Origin of the sequence: Bacteroides ihuae (assembly GCF_900104585.1) — a bacterium.
Lineage (GTDB): Bacteria > Bacteroidota > Bacteroidia > Bacteroidales > Bacteroidaceae > Bacteroides > Bacteroides ihuae.
Genome location: NZ_FNVX01000004.1, coordinates 334,304 through 360,161, shown reverse-complemented (window position 1 = coordinate 360,161; position 25,858 = coordinate 334,304). Strand labels below are relative to the sequence as shown.

The 25,858-nt window shown below is 39.6% G+C and carries 21 protein-coding genes and 1 pseudogene; all 22 read left to right on the top strand.

The genetic code is table 11. The features are described from left to right. The first annotated feature begins 27 nt into the window (after positions 1-27). Positions 28-2,424, top strand: a complete 2,397-nt coding sequence (locus BQ5338_RS02285; protein WP_071145205.1) for a GumC family protein — start codon at positions 28-30, stop codon at positions 2,422-2,424. Positions 2,425-2,440: 16 nt separating this feature from the next. After that, entirely contained in the window at positions 2,441-3,193 is a 753-nt protein-coding gene (locus tag BQ5338_RS02280; RefSeq protein WP_071145204.1) for a YjbH domain-containing protein, read from the top strand. 130 nt (positions 3,194-3,323) lie between these two features. Continuing rightward, complete coding sequence (locus tag BQ5338_RS02275; RefSeq protein ID WP_071145203.1) at positions 3,324-4,535, top strand: polysaccharide biosynthesis C-terminal domain-containing protein; 1,212 nt, start codon at positions 3,324-3,326, stop codon at positions 4,533-4,535. A 29-nt stretch (positions 4,536-4,564) separates the two neighbouring features. After that, positions 4,565-5,614 (top strand): polysaccharide biosynthesis protein, encoded by a 1,050-nt coding sequence (locus BQ5338_RS02270; protein ID WP_071145202.1) that lies wholly within the window; start codon positions 4,565-4,567, stop codon positions 5,612-5,614. Between the two features lie 21 nt (positions 5,615-5,635). Then, on the top strand, positions 5,636-6,829 hold the full coding sequence (gene wecB / locus BQ5338_RS02265; protein ID WP_071145201.1) for a non-hydrolyzing UDP-N-acetylglucosamine 2-epimerase: 1,194 nt from the start codon (positions 5,636-5,638) through the stop codon (positions 6,827-6,829). A 10-nt stretch (positions 6,830-6,839) separates the two neighbouring features. After that, positions 6,840-8,159, top strand: coding sequence for a nucleotide sugar dehydrogenase (locus BQ5338_RS02260; RefSeq protein ID WP_071145200.1), 1,320 nt, complete (start codon positions 6,840-6,842; stop codon positions 8,157-8,159). A 2-nt stretch (positions 8,160-8,161) separates the two neighbouring features. Beyond that, a pseudogene (locus BQ5338_RS02255) lies at positions 8,162-9,411 on the top strand (NAD-dependent epimerase/dehydratase family protein). Positions 9,412-9,503: 92 nt separating this feature from the next. After that, positions 9,504-10,616 carry a glycosyltransferase gene (locus BQ5338_RS02250; protein ID WP_071145199.1) on the top strand — a complete coding sequence of 371 codons (1,113 nt, stop codon included), beginning with the start codon at positions 9,504-9,506 and terminating at the stop codon, positions 10,614-10,616. 10 nt (positions 10,617-10,626) lie between these two features. Then, entirely contained in the window at positions 10,627-12,159 is a 1,533-nt protein-coding gene (locus tag BQ5338_RS02245; RefSeq protein WP_071145198.1) for an MATE family efflux transporter, read from the top strand. Next, on the top strand, positions 12,159-13,304 hold the full coding sequence (locus tag BQ5338_RS02240; protein WP_071145197.1) for an acyltransferase family protein: 1,146 nt from the start codon (positions 12,159-12,161) through the stop codon (positions 13,302-13,304). The genes BQ5338_RS02245 and BQ5338_RS02240 overlap by 1 nt, the downstream gene beginning before the upstream one ends. 4 nt (positions 13,305-13,308) lie before the next feature. After that, positions 13,309-14,502 (top strand): EpsG family protein, encoded by a 1,194-nt coding sequence (locus BQ5338_RS02235; protein ID WP_071145196.1) that lies wholly within the window; start codon positions 13,309-13,311, stop codon positions 14,500-14,502. Positions 14,503-14,507: 5 nt separating this feature from the next. Further along, positions 14,508-15,461, top strand: coding sequence for a glycosyltransferase family 2 protein (locus BQ5338_RS02230; RefSeq protein WP_071145195.1), 954 nt, complete (start codon positions 14,508-14,510; stop codon positions 15,459-15,461). A 9-nt stretch (positions 15,462-15,470) separates the two neighbouring features. Next, entirely contained in the window at positions 15,471-16,670 is a 1,200-nt protein-coding gene (locus BQ5338_RS02225) for a glycosyltransferase (RefSeq protein WP_071145194.1), read from the top strand. Beyond that, positions 16,654-17,307 carry an acyltransferase gene (locus BQ5338_RS02220; RefSeq protein WP_071145193.1) on the top strand — a complete coding sequence of 218 codons (654 nt, stop codon included), beginning with the start codon at positions 16,654-16,656 and terminating at the stop codon, positions 17,305-17,307. The genes BQ5338_RS02225 and BQ5338_RS02220 overlap by 17 nt, the downstream gene beginning before the upstream one ends. A gap of 13 nt (positions 17,308-17,320) precedes the next feature. Continuing rightward, a complete protein-coding gene (locus BQ5338_RS02215) occupies positions 17,321-18,676 on the top strand; it encodes a TolB-like translocation protein (RefSeq protein WP_139265155.1) in 1,356 nt (451 codons plus the stop codon). 4 nt (positions 18,677-18,680) lie between these two features. After that, positions 18,681-19,790: a glycosyltransferase gene (locus BQ5338_RS02210; RefSeq protein ID WP_071145191.1), complete on the top strand. Its 1,110-nt coding sequence runs from the start codon at positions 18,681-18,683 to the stop codon at positions 19,788-19,790. Continuing rightward, positions 19,790-20,992, top strand: coding sequence for a glycosyltransferase (locus BQ5338_RS02205; RefSeq protein ID WP_071145190.1), 1,203 nt, complete (start codon positions 19,790-19,792; stop codon positions 20,990-20,992). The genes BQ5338_RS02210 and BQ5338_RS02205 overlap by 1 nt, the downstream gene beginning before the upstream one ends. 8 nt (positions 20,993-21,000) lie before the next feature. Then, entirely contained in the window at positions 21,001-22,032 is a 1,032-nt protein-coding gene (locus tag BQ5338_RS02200; protein ID WP_139265154.1) for a glycosyltransferase, read from the top strand. A 223-nt stretch (positions 22,033-22,255) separates the two neighbouring features. Continuing rightward, positions 22,256-23,380, top strand: a complete 1,125-nt coding sequence (locus BQ5338_RS02195; RefSeq protein WP_071145188.1) for a glycosyltransferase family 4 protein — start codon at positions 22,256-22,258, stop codon at positions 23,378-23,380. Then, on the top strand, positions 23,380-24,276 hold the full coding sequence (locus BQ5338_RS02190; protein WP_071145187.1) for an NAD-dependent epimerase/dehydratase family protein: 897 nt from the start codon (positions 23,380-23,382) through the stop codon (positions 24,274-24,276). The genes BQ5338_RS02195 and BQ5338_RS02190 overlap by 1 nt, the downstream gene beginning before the upstream one ends. A gap of 114 nt (positions 24,277-24,390) precedes the next feature. Then, positions 24,391-25,407, top strand: coding sequence for an MraY family glycosyltransferase (locus BQ5338_RS02185; protein WP_071145186.1), 1,017 nt, complete (start codon positions 24,391-24,393; stop codon positions 25,405-25,407). 8 nt (positions 25,408-25,415) lie between these two features. After that, a complete protein-coding gene (locus tag BQ5338_RS02180) occupies positions 25,416-25,841 on the top strand; it encodes a WbuC family cupin fold metalloprotein (protein WP_071145831.1) in 426 nt (141 codons plus the stop codon). The last annotated feature ends 17 nt before the right edge of the window (positions 25,842-25,858 follow it).

Here is a 25,858-nt window from a genome sequence, read left to right as displayed (position 1 = left end):
AAATCTATTTACTAACGTATATGTTTTATGAAAGAAGAAGTAAACGCCGAGAAAAACTACGAGAAAGCCGAAGAAGGTATTAATTTGAAAGACTTATTATTCAAATTTATAAATTACTGGCCTTGGTTTATTGCCTCGGTAATAGCTTGCTTACTGGTTGCATATCTTTACCTAAAAATCACTACACCCATTTACAATGTCTCTGCCGCTATCATGATTAAAGATGATAAAAAGGGCGGGAACATGGGTTCCGAAATGGCAGCGTTTCAGGATCTCGGCCTTTTCTCCCAAAACACGAACTTTGATAATGAAATAGAGGTACTGAAATCCAAATCGCTGGTCAAACAAGTGGTGTTGGAAATGAATATCTATTGTCGTTATTTTGTGAAGGAAAGATTCAGAAGTGTCGATTTGTACGATGAAAGTCCTATCTTGGTGGAGATGTCTCCGGAAGCCAATGATGCTCTTCGGGGCACGATAGAACTTGAAATTTTTCTCCATCCTGATTCCAGTCTGACCGTCAATGGAGAATATCGTGCAGCGGACAACGATGGTGAATTCTCTCAAATAGTGAAGAAGCTTCCCTGCTTTATCACCACCCCGGCAGGTCGGTTGGCTTTAGCCTATCGTTCGGGTGCTCCTTCTTTTGATCATTCTACTCCGTTATTAGTTACGATCAATCCCGCCATTTCTGTCGCAAAAAGTTGCTTAGGGAATCTTGTGATTGCTCCCACTTCTAAAACAACTTCCGTGGTTCAACTTTCCATGAAGGTAACCAACAAACGGCGAGGTGAAGACTTTCTGGGGAAGCTTGTTGAGATGTATAATCGCGATACCAATAACGATAAAAACATCGTGGGAGTCAAAACCGAGCAATTTATCAACGATCGTATTGCTATTATCTCCGGAGAACTAGGTAACACTGAGCAAGAGCTGGAAATGTATAAGCGGAGTGCCGGCCTCACGGACATCAAGCAAGATGCCCAACTCTATTTGCAAGAGAATTCTGAATACGAACAGAAACGTATTGAAAACGGTACCCAGATCAACCTGATTACTTATTTGAGTGAATATATTAAAAGTCCTGAAAATGCGGATGCCGTTATTCCTGCAAATGTAGGTCTGCAGGATGTTTCTCTGGCTGCCCTGATCAATACTTATAATGAGCAGGTGTTGGAGCGAGATCGCCTCTTACGTACCTCCTCCTCTACCAATCCTGTGATTCAGAACCTCAATACAGGTATTCGTGCCTTGCATGGCAACATTGTTTCCTCCATTGCTTCCGTGCGCAGAGGCTTACAAATAACGAAGCAAGACATTGATCGTCAGGCAGGAAAATTCACGACTCGCATCACCAATGCGCCGGGACAGGAGCGCATCCTTACCGGAATCTCCCGCCAGCAAGAGATTAAGTCAGGTTTGTATCTAATGTTGCTTCAGAAGCGGGAAGAAAATTCCATTACCATGGCTGCTACGGCAGACAATGCTAAGATCATTGATGCTCCCTTAGCGGACAATGCTCCAATATCACCTAAGCAGGACATGATTCTGTTTATTGCTTTTGTGTTAGGCATTGCGTTACCGATAGGTATTCTCTATCTGCTTGATCTTCTTCAATATAAGATTGGTAATCGTCACGATGTAGAGAAACTTACCACCCTGCCTATTTTGGGTGATGTACCGCTGGATACCGATACCGAAGGCAGTCGTACCATTGTGGTAGAAGAGAATAAGAATAATCTTATGTCCGAAGCCTTCCGTAGCCTCCGTACCAACCTACAATTTATGCTTGGCAGTTCCGAACGGAAAGTTATTCTTTGTACTTCCACCTCCCCGGGTGAAGGTAAAACTTTTATCTCCTCCAATATAGCGGTTAGTTTGTCTCTGCTGGGAAAAAAAGTCGTGATCATCGGTCTTGATATTCGCAAACCTCGTCTGGCCGAGCATTTTGATCTGGATAAGAGAGCAGATGGGATAACGAAATACCTTTCCGGTGGTACCAACGACATTCATTCCCTCTTACTTCCTTCAAGAGTGACTGAAAATTTGAAGGTCCTTACAGCAGGTAAGATACCTCCAAATCCCGCTGAGTTGTTGGCTAGTTCACGATTAGAAGAAGCTATTGCGGAACTCCGCAAAACATTCGATTACATCATACTCGATACCGCTCCTGTGAGCCTTGTTACCGATTCCTTGATAACCGGGCGCATTGCTGATCTATCGATCTATGTTTGTCGTTCCGAAGTCACTCATAAAAGTGACTTCGAATTGGTCAATATGCTGCGTAAGGAACATAAACTGCCACATATCGCTATTGTTGTTAATGGTGTTAATCTGGAAAGTAAACGATACGGGTATGGCTATGGACATTATGGAAAGAAATATGGTTATGGCTACGGATATGCAGATGCTAAGAAGAAATAAGATATAACTAAATAGTATGAAAAGAATATTTTCTTTTCTTTTAGGAATTATGCTGTGCATGATGATCCATGCACAGTTTCCCTACGGTACGACTGGTCTGCTGCACATGCCTACTGCTGATATGCAGCGAGATAAAACGTTTATGTTGGGTGGTTCTTTTCTACATGAGGGAGCAACTCCGGAAGCATGGAGTTACAATACCTATAATTATTACATCAACATCACTATCTTTCCTTTTCTGGAAGTAGGTTATGCGTGTACTCTTTTTAAAGGAGTAGAAGGTAATGCCTGGCCAAAATCGACTTGGGGAAAATTTGTGAACCAGGATCGACAGTTCAGCGGTCGTCTGCGCCTGCTCAAGGAAGGACAATTCTGGAAATACATGCCGGCAGTAGTGGTAGGGGGCAACGATGTATTCACTAGTGCTTCTGGTGAAGAGGCTTCAAATCTTACTCAAGTGGGCAATGGCCATTGGAATCGCTGGTACTTCGCAGCTACTAAACATGCCAACCTCTATGGAGAGTTAGGTATTCATGCCGCTTATGTCTACAACCGCCGAAAAAATTATAGATTGAACGGTCTTGCTATGGGCGCCAATTGGAAACCACAATTTCATTCCAACCTGAACTTAATGGCCGAATATGACTCCCGCACGGTGAATTGCGGTTTGGGTTATACTTTTTGGAAAGACCATATCAATCTGGTCACAGAACTCAATGATTTTAAATACCTTTCAGTTGGGGTATGTTTCAAAGTACACCTTAAATAGTCCATTATGAACAAACCGTTGAAATAATATCTACGGTTGCTTTAATGAAACGAGTGTTGCCTGAGTTTTATCAAAGAACTCGCCTAAATTGAAGTGTTAGATAAAAAAGATCAAGATAATTATTGAAAGAATGAAAGTACTGGTAACCGGTGCAAAGGGGTTTGTGGGCAAAAACCTTTGTGCACAGCTTAACAACATAAAGGAAGGTAAAGCCAAATGCTATGGCGATCTTCAGATTGATAACGTTTTCGAGTATGACCTTGATTCCACTCCGGAAGAGCTGGAGAGGTTCTGCCACGAGACTGATTTCGTCTTCAATCTTGCAGGCGTTAACCGTCCACAGAATCAGGAAGACTTCATGAAGGGTAATTTCGGCTTTGCCAGTACCTTGCTGGATACCCTGAAGAAATACAAAAATAACTCTCCTGTGATGATCAGTTCCAGCATTCAAGCCACCCTCGCAGGCCGTTTCGGCACTTCTGAGTACGGCAAGAGCAAGAAGGAAGGTGAAGAACTCATGTTCGAGTACGGAAAGGAGACCGGTGCCCCCGTGTTTGTTTACCGTTTCCCCAACCTCTTCGGCAAGTGGTGTCGTCCCAACTACAACTCTGCTGTAGCCACCTTCTGCAATAACATTGCCAACGATCTCCCTATTCAAGTCAACGATCGCAGCGTCGAAATGGAGCTCCTCTATGTCGATGATCTTGTTAACGAAATGATTGGAGCACTCAAGGGCGAGAGCCACAAGTGTGAGTTTGATGGCGTTGAACCCGTACACACCGAAGAGGGTCGTTACTGCTATGTCCCTGCCACCCACAAGACTACCCTTGGCGAAATTGTCGACCTCATCTACTCTTTTGCAGAGCAGCCAAAGACCTTGATGATCCCCGAGATACCTGCCAATAGTTTTGCCAAGAAGCTTTATAGCACCTACCTCAGCTATCTACCCAAGGAAAAAGTAGCTTATGACCTCAAGATGAATGTCGACCAGAGAGGCAGTTTCACAGAGCTCGTTCACACCCTCAACTGCGGACAGGTGAGCATCAACATCTCCAAACCTGGAATCACCAAGGGACAGCATTGGCACCACAGCAAGTGGGAACTCTTCATCGTCGTTGCCGGTCACGGACTCATCCAGCTCCGCAAGGAAGGAGATCCAGAGGCAGAGGTGCTCAACTATGAAGTAAGTGGCAACCGCATTCAGGCTGTTCACATGCTTCCCGGCTACACTCACAACATCGTCAACCTCTCCGATACACAGGATTTGGTAACGGTGATGTACTGCAACGAAATTTTCGATTCCAATAGGCCCGACACCTATTTCGACCCGGTAGAGAAATAATTTTAGAATATTAGCAAATAACAATATATATGAGTATTTTCGCAGGTAAAACCTTGATGATTACCGGTGGTACCGGTTCGTTTGGAAACGCAGTTCTCAATCGTTTCCTCCGTACTGACATTGCAGAAATTCGTATTTTCTCTCGTGATGAGAAGAAGCAGGACGATATGCGTCACGAGTATCAGGCAAAATATCCCGATGTAGCACGTAAAATCAAGTTCTTCATCGGTGACGTTCGTGATCTCCAGTCTTGCAAAAACGCAATGTCAGGTGTTGATTACATCTTCCATGCAGCAGCATTGAAGCAGGTACCTTCTTGCGAATTTTTCCCCATGGAAGCCGTGAAGACCAATGTTCTTGGAACCGAGAATATTCTTACCGCTGCGATCGAAGCTGGTGTTGGCTCCGTTATCTGCCTGTCAACCGATAAGGCCGCATACCCCATAAATGCCATGGGTATTACCAAGGCCATTGAGGAGAAAATTGCAGTTGCCAAATCCCGCTATTCCGGCAATACCAAAATATGCTGCACCCGCTATGGCAATGTAATGTGCTCTCGTGGTTCAGTGATTCCTTTGTGGATTGACCAGATTCGTAATGGTCATCCCATCACCCTGACCGAACCCGGCATGACCCGTTTCATCATGTCTCTAGAGGAGGCAATCGATCTTGTTCTCTTTGCCTTTGAACACGGAGATAACGGCGATATCCTCGTTCAGAAGGCACCAGCTTGTACCATCCAAACACAGGCAGAAGCTGTCTGTGAGCTCTTTGGTGGTAAGAAAGAAGAGATTAAGGTCATTGGTATTCGTCATGGTGAGAAGATGTATGAGACCCTGCTCACTAACGAGGAGTGTGCAAAGGCAGAGGATATGGGCGACTTCTATCGTGTTCCTGCCGACAACCGCGGTTTGAACTACGATAAGTTTTTCTCAGAGGGAGAAGCGGAGCGTAATAAACTCACCGAATTCAATTCCGACAATACCCGTCGTCTCAACCTTGAAGAAACCAAGGAAAAGATTGCATCTCTGGAGTACATCCGGAAAGAACTCTCCGGTATGGGTAACTTCGTTCAGTAATCAAATTAAATTCAGTAAATAATGGAACAGAAATTTCCAAAATTCGATTATAGCGACGTGCACTTCCAAGAGAATGGCAAACTTAAGCTCATGATCATCGTGGGTACTCGCCCAGAGATTATCCGTCTTTCAGCCGTCATCAACAAGTGCCGTCAGTACTTCGATGTGGTCCTCGCTCATACCGGGCAGAACTACGACTACAACCTCAACGGCATTTTTTTTCGTGATCTGAAGCTTGCAGAGCCAGAGGTATATATGGATGCTGTAGGCGACGACCTGGGTGCTACCTGTGGTAACATCATCAACTGCAGCTACAAGCTCTTCGCACAGACCCAACCCGATGCAGTGCTCGTTCTCGGCGACACCAATTCCTGTCTGTCAGTGATCGGTGCAAAGCGCCTGCATATTCCTATCTTCCACATGGAAGCCGGTAACCGTTGCAAGGACGAATGCCTCCCCGAGGAGACTAACCGCCGCATCGTGGATATCATCAGTGATGTGAATATGGCCTACTCAGAGCACGCACGTCGTTACCTCGCAGATTGCGGTCTTCCCAAGGAGCGCACTTATGTCACCGGGTCACCCATGGCAGAGGTCCTTCATAATAACCTTGAGGAGATTAAGACAAGCGATGTTCACCAACGTTTAGGTCTTGAGAAAGGAAAGTACATCCTCCTCAGTGCCCATCGTGAGGAGAACATCGATACCGAGAAGAACTTTCTCTCTTTGTTCAATGCCATCAACGCCATGGCAGAGAAGTATGACATGCCGATTCTTTACAGCTGTCACCCACGCTCACGCAACCGTCTGGCAGCAAGTGGATTTAAATTGGATAAGAGAGTGATTCAGCAGGAACCTCTCGGTTTTCACGATTACAACTGCCTGCAGATGAACGCTTTTGCAGTGGTTTCCGATTCAGGAACACTTCCCGAGGAGAGCAGCTTCTTTACCAGTGTAGCTCATCCTTTCCCTGCCATCTGCATCCGTACTTCAACAGAGCGTCCGGAAGCTATCGATAAAGCAGACTTCATCATTGCGGGTATTGACGAAAAGTCATTACTTCAGGCAGTAGAAACAGCTATTGAACTTTGCAAGGACGGTCATCATGGAATCCCTGTTCCTGACTATGTGGATGAGAACGTCTCAACCAAGGTTGTGAAGATTATACAATCTTACGTTGGAATTGTGAATAAGATGGTTTGGAGAAAGTACTAAAATTACAATCATGAGAGAATTCAAAGACTTACAGATTGCAGTAGCCGGAACAGGCTATGTTGGTATGAGTATTGCAACACTTCTTGCACAGCATCACAAGGTAACAGCAGTGGACGTCATCCCTGCCAAGGTAGACCTAATCAACAATAAGAAGTCACCCATTCAAGATGATTATATCGAGAAATACCTCGCAGAGAAGGAACTTAACCTCATTGCTACCCTCGATGGAGCTGTAGCTTACAAGGATGCCGATTTCGTTGTCATTGCTGCCCCTACAAACTATGATCCACAGAAGAATTTCTTCGATACCCACCACATTGAGGATGTCATCGATCTTGTGCTCTCTGTTAATCCCAATGCTGTAATGGTTATCAAGAGTACCATTCCTGTTGGCTACACCCGTTCTCTTTACATAAAATATGCTGCAAAAGGCGTCAAGAAGCTCAACCTTCTTTTCTCTCCTGAATTTCTTCGGGAGTCAAAGGCGCTCTATGACAACCTTTATCCCTCACGCATCATCGTAGGTCATCCAAGTATTATTGATCGTCCTGATTTCCAGGAAGAAAATGATGCTATCCTCAAGCTGACCGATCCCGAGATACTCAAGGAGAAAGCAAAGATCTTTGCAAAACTGTTGCAGGAAGGTGCAATCAAGGAAGATATCGACACCCTCTTAATGGGCATGAAAGATGCCGAAGCAGTGAAATTGTTTGCAAATACATACTTAGCACTTCGTGTCAGCTATTTTAATGAGCTTGATACTTATGCAGAGATGAAAGGACTTGATTCGGTTGCCATCATTAATGGTATTGGTCTTGATCCACGTATTGGTACCCACTACAACAACCCATCATTTGGTTATGGCGGCTACTGTCTGCCAAAAGATACCAAGCAACTTCTTGCCAACTATCAAGACGTACCTCAGAACATGATGTCAGCTATCGTTGCCAGCAATAGTACCCGTAAGGACTACATTGCTGATGCTGTGCTCCAGAAGGTCGGTTATTATGAGGCTTCGGCACAGTGGAATGCTGCTAAGGAAAAACCTTGTATAATCGGAATATTCCGATTGACAATGAAGTCAAGTAGCGACAACTTCCGTCAGAGTGCCATACAAGGTATCATGAAGCGTATCAAGGCAAAGGGTGCAGAGGTTATTATCTACGAGCCTACATTGGCAGATGGCGAGCTTTTCTTTGGAAGCAATGTGGTTAATGATCTCGCTAAATTCAAGGAATTGTCGCAGGTCATCATTGCCAACCGTTTCGATAACTGCTTGATCGATGTAGAAGAGAAAGTTTATACACGTGACATTTTTAGACGCGATTAATTATGGTAAAGTACAATATAACTCTTGAGGGTAAAACTGTATTCGTAACAGGAGCTGCAGGCTTTATTGGTAGTAACTTAATTAAGCGCCTGTATCAGGATGTGCAGGATATAAAGGTAATCGGCATTGATAATATGAACGATTACTATGATGTAAACCTTAAGCGTGAACGTCTGCAACAGATCAACGATTTTCAGCGTGACTTTGTGTTCATAGAAGGTTCAATTGCCGACAAGGCACCATCAATCAGATCTTTGCTGACTACAAGCCTTCAGTAGTAGTAAATCTGGCCGCACAGGCTGGTGTACGTTACAGCATTACTAATCCTGATGCTTATATCCAGAGCAATCTGATTGGTTTCTATAACATACTTGAGGCATGTCGCTTTAATGAGGTTGAACATCTCGTTTATGCTTCTTCAAGCTCTGTCTATGGTTCCAACAAGAAGGTGCCATACTCTACCGATGACAAGGTAGATAATCCTGTGTCACTCTATGCAGCCACCAAAAAGAGCAACGAGCTGATGGTACATGCTTACAGCAAGCTCTACAATATTCCGTCCACCGGGCTTCGTTTCTTTACGGTATATGGACCTGCGGGCCGTCCAGATATGGCCTACTTTGGTTTTACCAATAAATTACGTGAAGGTAAAAAAGTGTAGATTTTCAACTATGGCAATTGCAAGCGCGACTTCACATATATTGATGATATCGTTGAGGGAGTAGTTCGCGTCATGCAGCATGCACCAGAGAAGCATAAGGGCGAGGACAAATTGCCAATTCCTCCATACAAGGTGTACAATATCGGCAACAACTCGCCTGTGAACCTCCTCGATTTCGTCACCATACTTCAGGAGGAACTCATTGCTGCTGGTGTTCTCTCCGCCGATTACGACCTTGATGCCCACAAGGAACTCGTTCCCATGCAGCCTGGTGATGTTCCTATCACTTATGCGCTCACTTTCTGGAAACAGACCACCCTGTATATCGATCATGGTGATTGGGATATCGACAATAACACCGGCGAGCGCAGCATGCGTCCCTTGGCCGTTGGTCGAAGCAATTTTGTCGGTTTTGGCTCCCATCAAGGAGCCGGCCTTGGCGTGTGCGCCTATACGTTTGTAGAAACGTGCAAACTCAATACGATCTTGGCTTACGAATATATCAAGAAGGTGTTAACTCTGATCGGATATGAGAAGGAAGATACCAATGACTATTTCGCCCTGCTTCCGAGTGTTCTGGCAGTTAAATAATAACAATAAATTAAGAGCTATTAACTTTAAAAGTCGTTTGAGGCTTTATAATGGAGTAATGCTGGATATTAAACGTTTACGATTATGCAACAATGAAAAAAAAAATATTGTTTGTACAGCAAAACCTAAAAGGAGGTGGAGCAGAAAAGGTTTTGGTAGATATTCTTAATAATTTCGATTATAGGACATATGATATTACTTTAATACTTATAGAAAACTCTGGCATATATGCAAATCAAGTTAATAGTAATGTAAGAGTTCTTTCCCTTATAGGAGAGAATGGCATGAGATTATATGGTGCATTAAAAAAAAAACATTTATTCTCTATCATTGATATATTTCTTTCTAAGAAGCTAAAAAAAATTTTGGATACGGAGTCCTTTGATACTATTGTTTCTTTTATGGAAGGTATTGGCGCTAGGTGTCATAGTTATATATTTAATAGAGCTAAGAGAAATATAACATGGGTTCATATTGACTTGGAGCTCAAGAACTGGGCTCTTTCAGACTTTAGATCATTAGAAGAACAGAAATTAATCTATGAAAAAATGGATGAAGTAATCTTCGTCTCAGATGGTGCTAAAGATGCATTTAATAGACTATTTCACACTTCACGAAATAAGATAATTTATAATCTTATAGATGTAAAACAGATTATTAATAAGGCGGAAGATGGTGGTGTCGAACACTCAAAGTTTACATTTTGTAATGTAGGACGTCTAGCAGAACAGAAAAGACAAGATAGAATTATAGAAGTTGCAAGAATATTTAAGGAAAAATCTGTGCCTGCAGAATTTTGGCTTGTAGGTACAGGTGCTCTTGAAGAGCAATATAAGGAATCTGTACGACAAAGTAAGCTTGAAGATTATGTTAAATTTAAGGGTTTTCAAACTAATCCTTACAAGTTCCTAAACGCAGCTGATGTATTCCTACTTACTTCTGACTCGGAAGGTTATCCTTTAGTTGTGTGCGAGGCGTTATGTTTGGGCAAACCAATTGTTTCAACAGATGTTACCGGACCCCACGAGATTTTGAACGATGGATCTGGTGTGCTTACACCGAAGGATCCAAAAATAATAGCGGAAACTCTTCTTTCACTTTATAGTAATCCTAAAATGTTAAATGACTTGTCAATTAAGGCCAAAGATAAGTGTGGAATCTTTAATATTAAAAGGACAATGTTAGAAATTTATAGTGTCTTATAAATAGTGTATAATGGCGAACACATCGAATTCTAAAAGAATTGCAAAGAATACGGTACTTCTATACTTCCGTATGATTCTTAGCATGCTTGTGTCCCTATACACAAGCAGAGTTATTTTACGTGTACTAGGAGTCGACGATTTTGGCATCTACAACATTGTCGGAGGTATTGTTGTAATGTTTTCTTTTATTAATACATTCTTAACTAGTGCCAGTCAACGGTTTTTAAGTTTTTCATTAGCAAAAAGTAACAAACAAGATACAACGTGTGTTTTTTCAACTTCACTCTTTATTCATGTTATTATAGCAATAATTTTTGGCGTTTTTGCAGAAACTGTTGGATTGTGGTTTGTATGTAATAAGCTTGTTATTCCTGGACCGAGATTTACCGCAGCAATATGGATATTCCATATAATGGTTATTGAGTCATGCATATCTATCTTTAAAGTTCCCTACAATGCAGCCATTATTGCAGAGGAAAAAATGGATTTTTATGCTTATACCAGTATCGTTGAAAGTGTATTGCGTCTACTAGCTGTTTATCTACTTGTTTTGATAAATTTTGATAAACTTATTATTTACGCACTCCTTCACATTCTTGTTGCTTTCTTAATGTTGTTGTGGTATAAGACATATAGTGAAAAGAAATTTGCATACTGCAGGTTCTCGTTAAAATATAATCGTCAGAATCTTAAGGATATGACTTCATTTTCGGCTTGGAATCTTTTTGGTAGTATAGCTGATTTGGGTTACAAACAAGGTACAAATATTTTTCTAAATTTATTTTATGGTGTAGCATTGAATGCCGCAATGGGTATTGCAACTACGGTTAGAACTACTGTGTATTCTTTTATTAGTAATCTTCAAGTAGCCGCTAATCCACAAATTATAAAATCATATGCAATAGGAGAGTACGATTACTACGGTAATTTAATTAATAAAATATCAAAATATTCCTATTTTCTAATGCTTCTTCTTGCAGTTCCAGTAGGTTTGAATATTAAATATGTTTTGAATCTTTGGTTAGGGGCTCCTCCTTTACACTCTGATAATCTAGTGGTTTTAGGTTTAATATTCTGTTTGATTGATTCTCTGCATGGGCCTTTGTGGACTTCTATGCAAGCTACGGGAAAAATTCGGAATTACCAAATAGTTGCCAGTCTTGTACTTTTGTTAAATCTACCTTTGAGTTATTGGGCATTGTCTGTTGGTTATCCTCCAGAAAGCATAATGATAATACAGATATTTGTTTCATTTGTTACTTTGTTCGTTCGTATTATTTTTTCTAAAATATACGCTCATATCGGTATCCGTGCTTATTTAAAGTCAGTTTTGATTCCTATTGCACTTGTGTCCATAGTTTCTATACCTATTCCGTTGTATATTTCAACTTTATATGAAGATGGATTTTCTAAGTTGCTGGTAACGGGAATAATAAGCATAGTATTTACTGTAATTTCTATTTTATCATTAGGTGTGAGTAATAGCGAACGGGCTATGTTTTATTTAGTAGTTAAAAAGAAGATATTTAAAAATAATAGATAATGGCAGAATTTAAAAGTTTAAGATTGGCCTGGGTAGACAATGTTAAAATGTTTGCAATGTTATGTGTTATCATTGGCCATTCTTTTGCGTGTATAACCGGCAATTTTAATGGATATGATGAAATTAATTTATTTATAGTTGCTTTCAATATGTCTTTATTTGTGTTTATTTCAGGGTTCACATCCAGTAAGGGGGTACTGAATATTTCTTCTTTAAAAGAACTGATGAGCTATATCAATAAGATTTTATGGAGAGTTGGCGTGCCTGCTACGGGATATTCGCTCTTGTGTATGGGAGTTATGTATTCTGTGCAAAATCATTATATTAAAGCAACTATCTCCTTCGTTTTGTTGATATTTATTCTTGTTTCTATTTTGCTTCTTTTAAATCAGAATATGCAGCAAAGGTTTTCTTTTGCAAATAAGGCAATAGTAATTTTCCCATATATCATATTGCCAGTCTGTTTGATAAATCAGTCGGTATGGTTCTTCCCTTTTTTAATAATGATGTTGGTTATTGCAGCTATAAGTTCCTATTTATCTAGTTTTTTTCTTAAAAATAGGCTTATAAATTTTGCTATTATAATGTTGATTCTATCAATAATTGTTTCGCCTGTTTCTCCCTTTTATAGTACTGCTGAATTTTATTTTGTTTTCTTACTGGGAATTCTATATAAAGTTTATCCTAAAATGCTTCCCCGATACAATAAATGTTCAATACTACTATCATTATTCCTTTTTATTCTAGGAAGTTTCGTTTTTTCAAAACACTGTAGTATACCTAATCAGTTTTATCTTTCGAATTGGTGGGACTTGATTTCCAACGGATCTTTCCATATCTTTCTATTACGGCAACTTAGTTCGATCTCTCTTGTAATTGCTTTTTTGCTTCTTATTAAATCGATGTCAAAAGAATATACTAAGTTCAGTTACTATGGATCGTTAACACTTGCCATTTATCCTATTCATGGCTTAATTATTTCCATATTTAAGTGTAAAGGAACACCTTTTTTTACTGATAACATCGTTTTGGGATTGCTTATTGTCTCAATAATAACGATGCTTCTTTTGTTGATTTCTGTATCAGTCATAAATCTATTACAGAAAACATCATTAACTCGAATTGCATTATTAGGAACAAAATAAAACTATGATAAAAAAGACTCATCAATTGGGATTTATTATTCCATTGGCATTGATTGTATTAGTGAATCCAACTATTGCTTTGTTTGTTTCACTGATTATTCTTGTTAAGGATAAAGAAAATTCCAAATTTTCATACTTGCAATTCTTCTTCATGCTAGCCTTGTGGATGGGATGTATTAACATGACTAAAGTGGCAACTAGTGATACAATCTATTATTTATCTTGGTTTGAATCTATAGATATTTCACAACCAATTCACAGCATTCTATATTATAAAAATTCAGAATACAGTATTCAAGACCCTTTTTTTAACATTTTATCCGTATTCTTTTACTATATTGCTTTAGGAAATACTAATGGGTATATCTTATTATGTACTATCATAATATATTTCTTTCATTATTTAGCTATATACAGTATTGCCAAAACTACATCAGCATCAAAAACTGAAATCATCGCGATTGTTATAGCTCTAACGTTTTATAATCCTTTTTTCATTCAAAGTATACATGGGCTACGCCAAACAATTGCATCGGCATTTATGATATATGCAATATCGCAGAGAGTTTGTGGTAATAATAAAAAGTTTATCATTTATGGTCTATTGTCAGTATTTACCCATTCATCAACTCTAGTATATATAGTTCTTGCATTGATACCGCAATTGTATAAAAGGGCAAAAATAAAGACTTTATTTATAATTTTTACTTGTTTTGCTGTATTTGTAATATTTAATCAAAGCATAGCTTTAGCTTTAGCAAGCTTAGATATAGAAATGTTAAGTGGCGCAGGAACTAGACTGTCAGATACGTATAATAATCCTTCAAGTTTGACCTTATCTATGAGAGGATTTAATCTTTACTGTATCCCTTTAATGTTTTGCGCAATTTTGAATTTTATCCATAGGGACCGTTTAGGTGGAGGTATTTTCTTTCAGTATGCTTTTGTGTTAACATATGCTACAATCGTTGCCTTTCAATTTGCTCCAGTTTTTAGTGTAAGGTATTTTTTCTTTGTTGGTTCCTTTTTTCCATTTATACTAATATATTTCTTTAATCCAGGAACTATAAAGTCTAGGCGATTTTGTGTTAGTATAGCTGCTTTTCTTTTTCTGTTTTTCTTTTTCTATTTAGGACTAGGTCGCGATTATGCTCCTATATTCGATATTTTAATCAAACCATTTATGCTATTCTTTTAAACTATATGTGTAAATTCTCAATTATAATAGCCGCTTACAATGTTGGAGAATATATAGAAGTGGCAATAAATAGTTGTTTAAATCAACGTAATTCAGAAGATATTTCTTTTGAAATTATAGTAATAAATGACGGTTCAACTGATGATACAGGTGAACACCTCAAAAAATATCAGTATAACGCAAATATAAATATTATTAATCAGGAGAATGCTGGCCTTTCTGCAGTACGAAATAGTGGTGTGGAGATTTCAAAAGGAGAATATATTCTATTTCTAGACGGTGACGATTGGCTTTCACCAAATACAATTTATTTAATGAATGAGGCAGTTGAGCAATCTGATCTGGTCTTATTTCCTATGCAGTATTATTATAATGAAAACAATATCGTTACCAAGTCCTATCCATTAGAAGAAAGACAATATTCATCTAAAGAGATATTAGAAAAGACAATTGGTCACTCGATCTTTAATGTAACGCCAGCTCCTTGTAAATGTTATAAGAGAGAAATTCTAATTTATTCAAACCAAATATTTTTAAAGGGAATTCTGCATGAAGATGGCCCTTATTTCATGGATACGATGCATAACTTTAAAACAGTAACTTATGTAAATGAAGGACTGTATTTCTATAGGCAAGCTCGTGAGAATTCAATTACAACTTCAAAGAGGACTTACAGGAATGTAGAAGGTATTGTAAAAGGCACATCTCATATTTTTGATGTATATGGTTATAATAATCCAGATGTGAATTTATATTATATATCATCATCAATAATGCAGATACTACCAAAATACAGAACTAAAGAGGATAAGAAATTGGTACTTCAATATTATCGTCAGCTCTCTATAAAACGATTTTTATTTACAGCTCTAATCCATTCCAGATTTAATTTCAAAACAGCAGTATTAACAATGTTAACATTAGTTGACCCTGCTATTGTTTCTTTTTTAAATAGATAATATTAGGTTATGAAGATAGCATATTTTACCGCCTACTTAGGCAAGGAGTTCATGGCTCGCTATTGCGAGGGTAAGCGTTTTGCACTTTCTGGTCCATTGAAATCTCTTGGTCTTGCTCGTTCAATGATGGCTGCAGGTCATGATGTGACCATCTATAGCCCGGGTGTTACCACTTGTAATGTAAAGGTTCCTTCTTTCACAGAATATGAGGAGTACCCTGAAGGCAAATTGACCATTAAATATTGCGATATCCTCAGCAAGCGTAGATGTGATCCAATCAATCAGATTCGCATGAGTAGTTTCTTGAAAAAAGAACATAAGCGTGAGCATTTCGATGTGTTGGTTTACTACAACATTACACTTGGTGCTGCTATTCTCGCTCCTGCATTGAACGATTGCATTAGGGTACTTGAATACGAGGACAATATCTTTAATAATGCACTTGTTGGTGATAAGAATAATTTTGTTTGGTTCAAGACTAAGATGTACAATCGCATTATCTCTCATACCGATGGTGTTATGGCTGTATGCAATGGTCTTATGTTACCTGAGATTCCTCATCGTGTACTCACTCCCGGTATTGTGAACGAGGAGGTAATCAATAGTGTTTCTACTCGTGTTAACAAACTGCAGGACGCCAAACCTGTGCATATTATCTTAACAGGTGGCATCCATTATAGCAAGGGTGGCGACCTTTTGGTAAAGGCAATGTCTCACATCAAGACTCCATGTGTAGTTTCGGTATATGGAAACTGCGACCTCAATGACACTATGAAGGAACTGATGACTTATGTGCCTTCCTCCCATAAGTTTGAGTTCAATGGCTATATGAAGCATGAAGAACTGATCAAGACATTGGATGAAACAGCTGATATCCTAATCAATACTACTCGTAGCATGGGCGTTGGTGCTCAAGCAGCTGGTTTCCCATTCAAGATGATGGAATATGCCTCAACAGGACGTCCTATTGTAAGTAGTGAAATTGGCAAGTTAGATGAAGATTACAACAGTCACATTACCTATTATGACGGTGAGGATTCAACTACTATTGCGGCAGCAATTGAGGATGTAATCGCCAATTATGACGCAAAGGTTAAGAAAGCACTAGAACTTCAAAAGCGTGTGCTTAGTGAGTACACTATCGATGGTATTGGAAATAAATTAGACAAGTTCTTCAAAGATATTGTAGTAAATGAGGCTGAAAAATAACAGATTCCTTCGCACCATATATTACAATTGGTTGCATTATGAGGCAAAACATAGCTATAATCATGGCAAGGGAAATGTGATTGTCAATAAAGGTGTGAAGGTTAAGTCTCGCATCCAAATCAGAGGTAGTCACAACTATGTTATCATTGAGGGCGGTGCAGCATTCTTGAATACCACATTACGCATTACAGGTAACAATTGTATGGTTGTTCTGAAGGATCATTCCTATGTAACTGAAGCTGAGATATTTGTCGAAAACAATAACTGTAAGGTTGAAATTGGTTCGAAGACATTCGTTGGACGCCATACTCACATTGCATGTTCCGAAGATAACTCTGAACTGATTATTGGACGTGATGGTATGATCTCTTCTCATTGTCAAGTACGAACTGGTGATTCTCATTCTGTGACAGACTTGGAAGGTAATCGTATCAACCCTGCAGCTTCTATACATATTGGCGACCATTGCTGGTTGGGTGAAGGAAGTAAGGTCATGAAAGGCGTGACCTTGGGGAAAGATACAGTTGTCAGTACCGGTGCTATTGTGACAAAGTCATTTGAACCAAACGTCCTTCTCGGAGGCATTCCTGCTAAAGTGTTGAAGAAAAACGTTTCTTGGAACGAGAAAATATTATAAATAGTACTCAAGTATGGAACAGACTAAATGCAAAATAAAAAGACTTACAAATGGACCTAAGCACCATTTGTTTGGCTTCCACGACCTGTTGATTACCAATGGAGCAGGTGATAAATACCTCTCACTTGAAGTTGATACAATGAATCGTCCTCCGCTCCCAGGAGAACTCTTTGGAAGTGGTTATGTAAAGGACGGTCAGTATATAAAGGTAGGTGAAACTACTGCACTAAACTATCCTCAAGGAGCACGTCAGCAATGGGTTGCAGAGTCGGAATTATTTACTATCAACAATCGTGTAGGCGACGTGTGGGGGACAGACATCTATGATGCAAGCACAAATCAATTAGTAGATCGCCTAGAGGCCACAACACACATGCTGTCAAAGGATGGTCGTTATGCATACGGTCTGGATTATGCTCGTTTGTTCCGTTTAGGCGGATATGGCTATAGTGGCATTGCAGATAAAGGTGCAAATGATGCCACTCCAACAAACAGCGGTATCACAAAGATGGATATGCAGACTAAGAAGGTAGAACTTCTAGTCAGTGTCCGTCAGGTTGCAGAGTGTGGAGCTACTTCAATCTCTGGTATTTCTCATCACTATTTGACACACCTTTGCTTGAACCCATCATGCAATTGTGTCGCATTTTTGCATCGATATTTTATGGCGGATGGTGGTCTGATGACTCGTCTGATGACTATTGGCATTGATGGTACCGGACTTCGTTGTCTTGCTCAAGGCTTCTTAAGCCACTATGACTGGAAAGACGATAATACCATTTACATTTTTGGTCGTGCAAACAGTTTTTTGGATGCCCTCCGTAACAATCCATTGCTTTCACACCCTTTGATGGTAGAATCTATGAAAGTCGCAAAGAAAGTTGCGAAGTTTGTACTCAGTAGAGGAAATGGAGGAGGAAATGCAAATTCCGGCAAGTACTTTATGTATATAACGGATTCAGAACAGCCTATTATAACACCTTTTGCACAAGGATTGATTACCGAAGATGGGCATCCTATGACCAATCCGATCAATGGTAAGTGGTGTATCAATGATACATATCCTGATGCAAACGGTATCAGAACGCTTATGCTCTACAATTTCGATAATGATGATCGTATTGATTTGGGTACATTCAAGATGATAGATGATAAGCCTGATGTGGCATTGAAGGATACCTATTTCATAGGGGTAGATCCTAGGATATTGGGAAGTATTTCTCCAGAGGAACTTTCATTTACTAGAAGCGGCCTGCATTGTGATTTGCATCCTCGCTGGAGTAGAGATGGGAAGCAGGCTGTTTTCGACTCTATCCATGAAGGCACACGTCAGATTTACATTGCACACGTAGGTGATATTATTAAGTAGAAGAATGGGAAAGATTTGTTGTATATTTAATATACCGTCATTGTATCGTGAGGCTATATATTTAGACATTGACAATACTTACGATTGTGAGTGGTATTTTGAACAGGAGGAAAACGGAATCAATCTTTTTGATACCAATAAACTCAAGTCTGTACATATTCTGAAGCATGATAATTTTATCAGCCGCTTCTATACCATGAAGGGACTTGTTAAGATGGTGTGGAATCGGAAGGATTATGACAAGTATCTCATGGTGGGTACACCTATGTGTGTTTCGTTGTGGGTACTTTGCATTTTGCTAAAGATATTCCATCCAAGGAAGCAGACTTATTTTTGGACACATGGATGGTATGGAAAGGAAACATTTGCAGAAAGAGTTATCAAGAAGAATTTCCATAAATTAGCGGATGATCTGTTCATTTATGGAAATTACGCTAAAGATCTTTTAGAGAAAGAGGGGCTAAAGTCCTCTAAGATGCATGTTATCCACAACTCTCTTTCATACGATGTACAGATTGAATTGCGTAAGCAGATGCAGCCAACCAATATCTATAAAGAGCATTTTTGCAACTCTAATCCCGTACTGATTTTTATTGGCCGTCTTACACCAGTCAAACAACTGGACATGTTTGTGGATGCTGTGGCTAAATTAAAGGCAGAAGGTCAGAATTACAATATTGTATTTGTGGGAGATGGACCAATGCGTCAATCTTTGGAAGAGCAGGTGGAAAAGGCTTGCTTGAAAGATGCAGTCTGGTTCTATGGTGTTTGCTATGACGAAAAGGCAAATGCAGAACTTGTCTTCAATTCAGATCTTTGTGTCGCTCCAGGAAATGTTGGTTTGACGGCAATACATACTTTGATGTTTGGGTGTCCTGTTGTTACCCACAGCAATTTCGCCTATCAGATGCCGGAGTTTGAGGCTGTAAAAGAAGACCAAACAGGAAATTTCTTTGAGAGAGGAAGTGCCGATTCTCTGAAAACAACTATCAGCGAATGGTTCCGCTTGAATGGCAATCAAAGAGAGCATGTTCGCAAGGAGTGTTACAAAGAAATTGATGAGCAATGGAATCCTAAGTTTCAGATGAAAGTTCTTAAAGCAGTATTAGGATAATGCCGAAACTATTACAAATAAATTCAGTTGTAAACACGGGTTCTACAGGTCGTATTGCAGAGCAGCTCGGAGAATTTGCTATCAGTCAAGGATGGGATAGCTACATTGCATACGGTCGTGAGGCACGTGAGAGCAAGTCGTATCTCATCCAAATTGGTGGTAAACTTAGCGTTTATATTCATGCAATCGGCACGATGCTGACTGATCGTCATGGGTTGTTTTCACTTTGTGCAACCAAGAAATTTCTGAAGCAACTGGATGAGATTAAGCCTGATGTTGTGCATCTGCACAATATTCATGGTTACTACATCAACTATCTCATGTTGTTGAACTATCTTCATAAAAAAAATATTCCAACAGTCATTACTATGCATGACTTCTGGCTGATGACAGGTCATTGTGCCTATATCAACAAGAGCTGCGATAAGTGGAAGATCGGTTGCGGTAAATGCCCTCGTTTGCACCAATATCCAGCAGCTAAAGTTGACCATAGTGGACGGAACTGGATTACTAAACTGGAAGCCCTCAGCAGAATGGGTAATATCGTTTTGGTACCTGTTTCTAATTGGCTGGATGGCTTCGTTAAGGAGTCTTTGCTACAGGGGGTCAAATCACATGTCATCTATAATGGTATCGATACTAATGTGTTTAAACCGTATGATGCAAAAACAGCTGTAGAAGGTGTAGACTGGAATAAGTTCACCATTATGAGTATTGCTACCCGTTGGACTGATGCGAATGGTTACGATGATGTTATAAAACTTTCTACACTTTTATCTGAAGATGCACAGATTATTATGGTTGGTCTCGATGACGAGCAGATGCAGAACATTCCGGCTAATGTAATTGGTTTTAAGAAAACAGAGAGTTTCGAACAACTGAAGGAACTCTACTCAAAGTCGGACGTTATCTTCAATCCGAATGCGGAAGTTACTTTTGGTCTTGTTACGGCAGAAGCAATGGCATGTGGAACTCCTGTTATTGTCTTGGAGGATACTGCCGGCGAAGAGATAGTTGATGTGGAAACTGGTTATGTGGTAACTTCCGTAGATGAGGTTCCGGCATTGATTTCCACTATTAAAGCAAATAAAAGCGTTGAAACTTCTGCCAAATGTAGAGAAAGAGTAATTGAACAATTTAACTCAAAGAAGCAAAATCAAAAATACTTTGATTTGTATAAGGAACTAGCTAGAATTAAATAGGAAAATAAATGAAAGCATTAATAATTTCGCTCAATTTTCATCCTGGGCACGTCAGCCACATGGTGGCTAGCTATAAACAGTGTGAGGAGTTGGGGTATGAATTATCATTTTATGTAGATCCTAAGTTTCAGAATTTCCTGCCGAAGGGAAGTCGAATCTTGAAGGTCGGAGTGGATGCTTGTCCTATGGTTGATCTTGCCATTTTCCTGTTCCCAAGTCAGAAGAACCTTATGTTGATTTGGAAGATGAAACGTCAAGGAACTCTTGTGGTATATATCTTTCATGAGCCTTTGGCTCCTATGAGCGACTACCGTAAGGCTGGTTTCTCATATAAGTCTCTAGCAAAGCTATGGATAATTAATCGTGTGAACTCACTGACAGTAAAGTGGAGTGATGTAATTTTGCTTCCATCTAAGAAGGCTGTTGATTACTACAATGCGAATCCGCTCTACAAGAATGGCAACTACCACTATCTGCCGCTGATGTATGATGATGAGCGTGGGCAGAAATATGAGGAAACAAAGCGAGAATACTTTAGCTATATCGGTACTGTAGCAGCAGATCATTCTTTTGGCGAATTTATAGAATTCGTACAGTGGGCTATTAAAGATAACAAACTCCCTGGAGTAAAGTTCCTTATTGCTACAAGGAGTGAATTTGAAGTACCAGAAGAGTTTAAGAATAATCCTCGATTGACAGTGCAGAAAGGTCGGCCGCTTACTAATGAAGAGATTAATGCTTACTATTCAAGAACTTATGTTGCCTGGAATGCATATGCTCGTACTACCCAGAGTGGTGTATTAGCAAAGAGCTTTATGTTTGGAACACCAGCTTTAGTGTTGGAGAAGAACTGCAACGAGTTCGCTCATGACGGTGTTGAGATCGCTGCTATTGAGAATAATTCCAATAAGCAGGAGATTGAATTTGCTATCAAGACTGTAATAAAGAACTTCGATATGTATTCAGAGAATTGTCGTAAGCAGTTCCTTGACTCATTCTATTATAGAAAGTACAACGAGCGATTTAAAAATCTTATTTAAACCTGTTAATGATTTACAAATTCGACGTTACCCACAAGGGAGAAGAATGGATAAGTTTGTCGAAGTATACAGAATGACGTGTGAAGAGAAAACGCACCTTATATAATCCAAGCAGAGCTTCTGTTGCTGTGAAGCTTCTGATGCTTATGGCAGTAGTACAAGTAGTCGTTTATTGATGTGGTGCGATACCTCCTGTTGCTACAAGTTATAATATTGATTTTTTATGGAAAACAAGAATAAGATTCTATGGATTGTTACAGAGCTTTTTCCGCCAGATGAAACCTCTACATCGTATATTCTGGGCGAGATAGCAAATAAATATGTAGAGAAATATGTAGTTAAGGTAATTTGTGGTCCTGAAATATATGATAAACACAAGAAGCTGGATGAGAACAATAATTTCCGTCTTGATCCAAGCATTGAGGTGTTTCGTGCCAATGGCGAAGATCTTGATAAGAATACAACCAAAGGCAAAACTCTATCATTTGTTTTAATGAGCAGCCGAATGATAAAGCTTGTAAAACAGCATATCAAGAAGGATGACAAGGTGCTGATGGTGACTAATCCTGCTCCACTTGTTGTATTGATGAGCAGATTAAAGAAGAAAGTTGGTTTTGAACTGAATATTTTGGTGCATGACGTATTCCCAGAAAACACAAAACCTGCTGGACTTAAATTACCTATGTATGGCCTGTTCAAGCATGTGTTTGATAAGGCATATAGTGGAGCTGACCAATTGATTGCTCTTGGTAGGGACATGAAAGATGTACTTGAGCAGAAGGTGAAAAAATATAATCCTAATCTCAAAATAAGTATTGTTGAAAATTGGGCAGATATAGATGGTATAAAGCCACAACCTTTCTCAGAAGATAAAATAATCCTTCAGTATGCCGGTAATATTGGTCGTGTTCAGGGCTTGGATAAAGTAATAAATAACCTACCGGAGAATGTGGAATTCCATCTCTACGGCACTGGCTTTATGGAGAAAACTCTCAAAGCAATGAATCATCCAAGAGTTATCTTTCATGGTCCATATTTTCGCTCTCAGCAGAATGATGTACTTGCAGCATGTGATGTGGCTGTAGTTACACTGCAGGAGGGAATGTATGGTTTAGGTGTTCCTAGTAAGACATATAATATCCTTGCTTCTGGAAGGCCTGTGATGTACTTAGGTCCTGTAAATAGCGAAATAGACTTACTCGTTCGTGAAGAGGGTATAGGTTTCTGCGGATGGCCTGAAACATGGAACAAGGAGGATTTGGCTACTATGGGCAAGAAGGCTCGCGAGGTAGCAGTTCGTGATTACTCAGAGGAAACTATATTGAATAAATTCTTGAAAGAAATATAATGGAGAAACTGTTATTTACCGGAGGAACAGGATTTCTCGGAAAGAACACTCGTCCTCTTTTGGACAAGATGTATGAAGTAACTACTTGTGGTATCACTCATGATGATATGATTAAGGCTAATCTGGTGAAGGACGTGCCCGAATTGGAACAACATTATGATATTGTACTCCATGCTTGTGGTAAGGCGCATGTGCTGCCTAAGTCGGAAGCTGAAATCAGCTCTTTTTATGATGTAAATTATGTCGGTACAATTCACCTTTGCAATGCATTAGAAAAAGTTGGAGTACCAAAGGCTTTGATCTTCATAAGTACAGTAGCTGTGTATGGTTGTGAGTTCGGCGATATGATTACAGAAGAACACTTACTTGAAGGAAAAACGCCATATGCGGCAAGTAAAATTAAAGCTGAGCAATACCTGACAGAGTGGTGTGCTAAAAATAATGTGAAGCTTGGCATTCTACGCCCTTCATTACTTGCAGGCAAAAATGCCTTAGGCAATCTGGGTGCCATGGTGAATGGCGTGAATAAGGGTTTCTATATGAATATAGCTGGTGGGAAGGTAATCAAGAGCATTCTGATGGCAGAGGATATTGCCAATCTGGTTCCGCTTGTAGCTGAAAAAGGTGGTGTGTATAATGTATGCGATACCAAGCAGCCATCATTTGGTCAGATATCTCAATCTGTTGCAAAGCAGTTGAGAAAGGGTAAGCCATTGAGCATTCCTTATTGGATGGCATGGTGCATGGCTAAGGTGGGTGATCTGCTTGGAAATAGGGCGCCAATAAATACATATAAGCTTGAGAAAATGACAAAGAGCTTAACATTTAGTAATGACAAAGCTCGAAAGGAACTTAATTGGGAGCCGATCGATGTCCTTAGTAATTATAGAGTTTAATATTTAAGAAATATAAATCTAAACTGTTAGATTATACCAGAAGAAAAAAAACTATTTAGACTTAAAAATATTTCACTTTTTGTATTCTCAAATATTAGTAAAATAGATTTCTAAATGATATTAATTTATACTATAATTTTCATTCTATTGCTTTTAATAGAACTTTTATATTTTGATATTGCGGATAAGTGCAATATTATCGATAAACCAAACCAACGGTCAAGTCACTCAACTATTGTTTTGAGGGGTGGTGGAATCATATTCGCTCTATCAACTCTTGCTTGGGTCGGATTTCAGGGTGCTCATGGGGAGTGGGGGTTGGTGGTTGGATATCTGCCATTCTTGATTGGTTTATTTCTGATTGCTGGCGTGAGTTTTGTGGATGACATCATCTCGCTTCCAGATAGAGTCAGGTTGGTGAGTCAATTTACAGCAATGGCGCTGATGTTCTGGTGCCTTGGCGTTCTACACTGGAATATGTGGTGGATCGTGATCATCGCTCTCATCGTTTGTGTGGGCGCAATCAATGTAATTAACTTCATGGATGGAATCAATGGTATCACTGCAGGTTATTCTCTTGCCGTACTTGTTCCGCTTACTGTTCTTAATGCTTCGGCAAACTTCATTGATCAGTCATTTCTCGTTACTATTATTCTTGGCGTGCTGGTGTTCTGTGTCTTTAACTTCCGCTCTAAGGGGAAAGCAAAGTGCTTTGCGGGTGATGTGGGTAGCATTGGTATTGCTTTCATCCTGCTGTTTGCCATAGGTAAGTTGGTGATGCAGACAGGAGATGTAACTTACTTGCTGTTCCTGCTGGTGTATGGTGTGGATGGTTGTTTGACAATCTGTCACCGCATCCTGCTGCACGAGAAACTGGGTGAAGCTCACCGTAAGCACGCATATCAACTGATGGCGAACGAGCTGAAATTTGGTCATGTGAAGGTGGCGGGCTTGTATATGATTATGCAGTTAGCTGTTTCACTAGTGTTCATTTTCATTGTGCCTAATACTATACTGGCGCACTGGATTTACCTGATTGTAGTGTTTGTGATTTTTGCAGTAGCTTATGTATTGTTCAAAAAGAAGTACTACCATCTGCACGAAGAATATTTAGCTTCACTTGAAAAGTAACGACTATGATACAATTCGACAAAGAGCTACTTAGCTCTCTTTTAGAGAAGGCCGTTGAAAATCCTCGTAAGAGAATGAATCTGGATATGCGTACATCATCTGCGGATACCTCACAGAGAATGCTGAACGCATTACTCCCGGGAACAGAAATTCCTATTCACCGTCATGAAGGCACGAGTGAATCAGTGATATGTCTTTGCGGTAAACTGTATGAGATTATATACGAAGAATCTGCAGAGTATGTTACAGAAAGTAATTCGTTGACTCAGAATATGGCGAAGAAGTCTATATTCAAGGAGGTGGCCCGTATCCTCCTATGCCCTGCAGAAGGCAAGTATGGCTGTCAAATACCTAAGAATGCATGGCACACAATAGAAGTACTGGAGCCTTCCGTTATCTTCGAGGCAAAGGATGGTGCTTACAAACAAGTGTAAACATAATGATTAACTAT

Bases quoted from the DNA above. Each gene is read 5' to 3' on its own strand.
- BQ5338_RS02235 (WP_071145196.1), top strand. From the start codon at position 13,309: ATGATAAAAAAGACTCATCAATTGGGATTTATTATTCCATTGGCATTG.
- BQ5338_RS02260 (WP_071145200.1), top strand. From the start codon at position 6,840: ATGAGAGAATTCAAAGACTTACAGATTGCAGTAGCCGGAACAGGCTAT.
- BQ5338_RS02270 (WP_071145202.1), top strand. From the start codon at position 4,565: ATGAGTATTTTCGCAGGTAAAACCTTGATGATTACCGGTGGTACCGGT.
- BQ5338_RS02190 (WP_071145187.1), top strand. From the start codon at position 23,380: ATGGAGAAACTGTTATTTACCGGAGGAACAGGATTTCTCGGAAAGAAC.
- BQ5338_RS02240 (WP_071145197.1), top strand. From the start codon at position 12,159: ATGGCAGAATTTAAAAGTTTAAGATTGGCCTGGGTAGACAATGTTAAA.
- BQ5338_RS02210 (WP_071145191.1), top strand. From the start codon at position 18,681: ATGGGAAAGATTTGTTGTATATTTAATATACCGTCATTGTATCGTGAG.
- BQ5338_RS02230 (WP_071145195.1), top strand. From the start codon at position 14,508: ATGTGTAAATTCTCAATTATAATAGCCGCTTACAATGTTGGAGAATAT.
- BQ5338_RS02185 (WP_071145186.1), top strand. From the start codon at position 24,391: ATGATATTAATTTATACTATAATTTTCATTCTATTGCTTTTAATAGAA.
- BQ5338_RS02245 (WP_071145198.1), top strand. From the start codon at position 10,627: ATGGCGAACACATCGAATTCTAAAAGAATTGCAAAGAATACGGTACTT.
- BQ5338_RS02195 (WP_071145188.1), top strand. From the start codon at position 22,256: ATGGAAAACAAGAATAAGATTCTATGGATTGTTACAGAGCTTTTTCCG.
- BQ5338_RS02220 (WP_071145193.1), top strand. From the start codon at position 16,654: ATGAGGCTGAAAAATAACAGATTCCTTCGCACCATATATTACAATTGG.
- BQ5338_RS02280 (WP_071145204.1), top strand. From the start codon at position 2,441: ATGAAAAGAATATTTTCTTTTCTTTTAGGAATTATGCTGTGCATGATG.
- BQ5338_RS02225 (WP_071145194.1), top strand. From the start codon at position 15,471: ATGAAGATAGCATATTTTACCGCCTACTTAGGCAAGGAGTTCATGGCT.
- BQ5338_RS02250 (WP_071145199.1), top strand. From the start codon at position 9,504: ATGAAAAAAAAAATATTGTTTGTACAGCAAAACCTAAAAGGAGGTGGA.
- BQ5338_RS02205 (WP_071145190.1), top strand. From the start codon at position 19,790: ATGCCGAAACTATTACAAATAAATTCAGTTGTAAACACGGGTTCTACA.
- BQ5338_RS02200 (WP_139265154.1), top strand. From the start codon at position 21,001: ATGAAAGCATTAATAATTTCGCTCAATTTTCATCCTGGGCACGTCAGC.
- BQ5338_RS02215 (WP_139265155.1), top strand. From the start codon at position 17,321: ATGGAACAGACTAAATGCAAAATAAAAAGACTTACAAATGGACCTAAG.
- BQ5338_RS02285 (WP_071145205.1), top strand. From the start codon at position 28: ATGAAAGAAGAAGTAAACGCCGAGAAAAACTACGAGAAAGCCGAAGAA.
- BQ5338_RS02275 (WP_071145203.1), top strand. From the start codon at position 3,324: ATGAAAGTACTGGTAACCGGTGCAAAGGGGTTTGTGGGCAAAAACCTT.
- wecB (WP_071145201.1), top strand. From the start codon at position 5,636: ATGGAACAGAAATTTCCAAAATTCGATTATAGCGACGTGCACTTCCAA.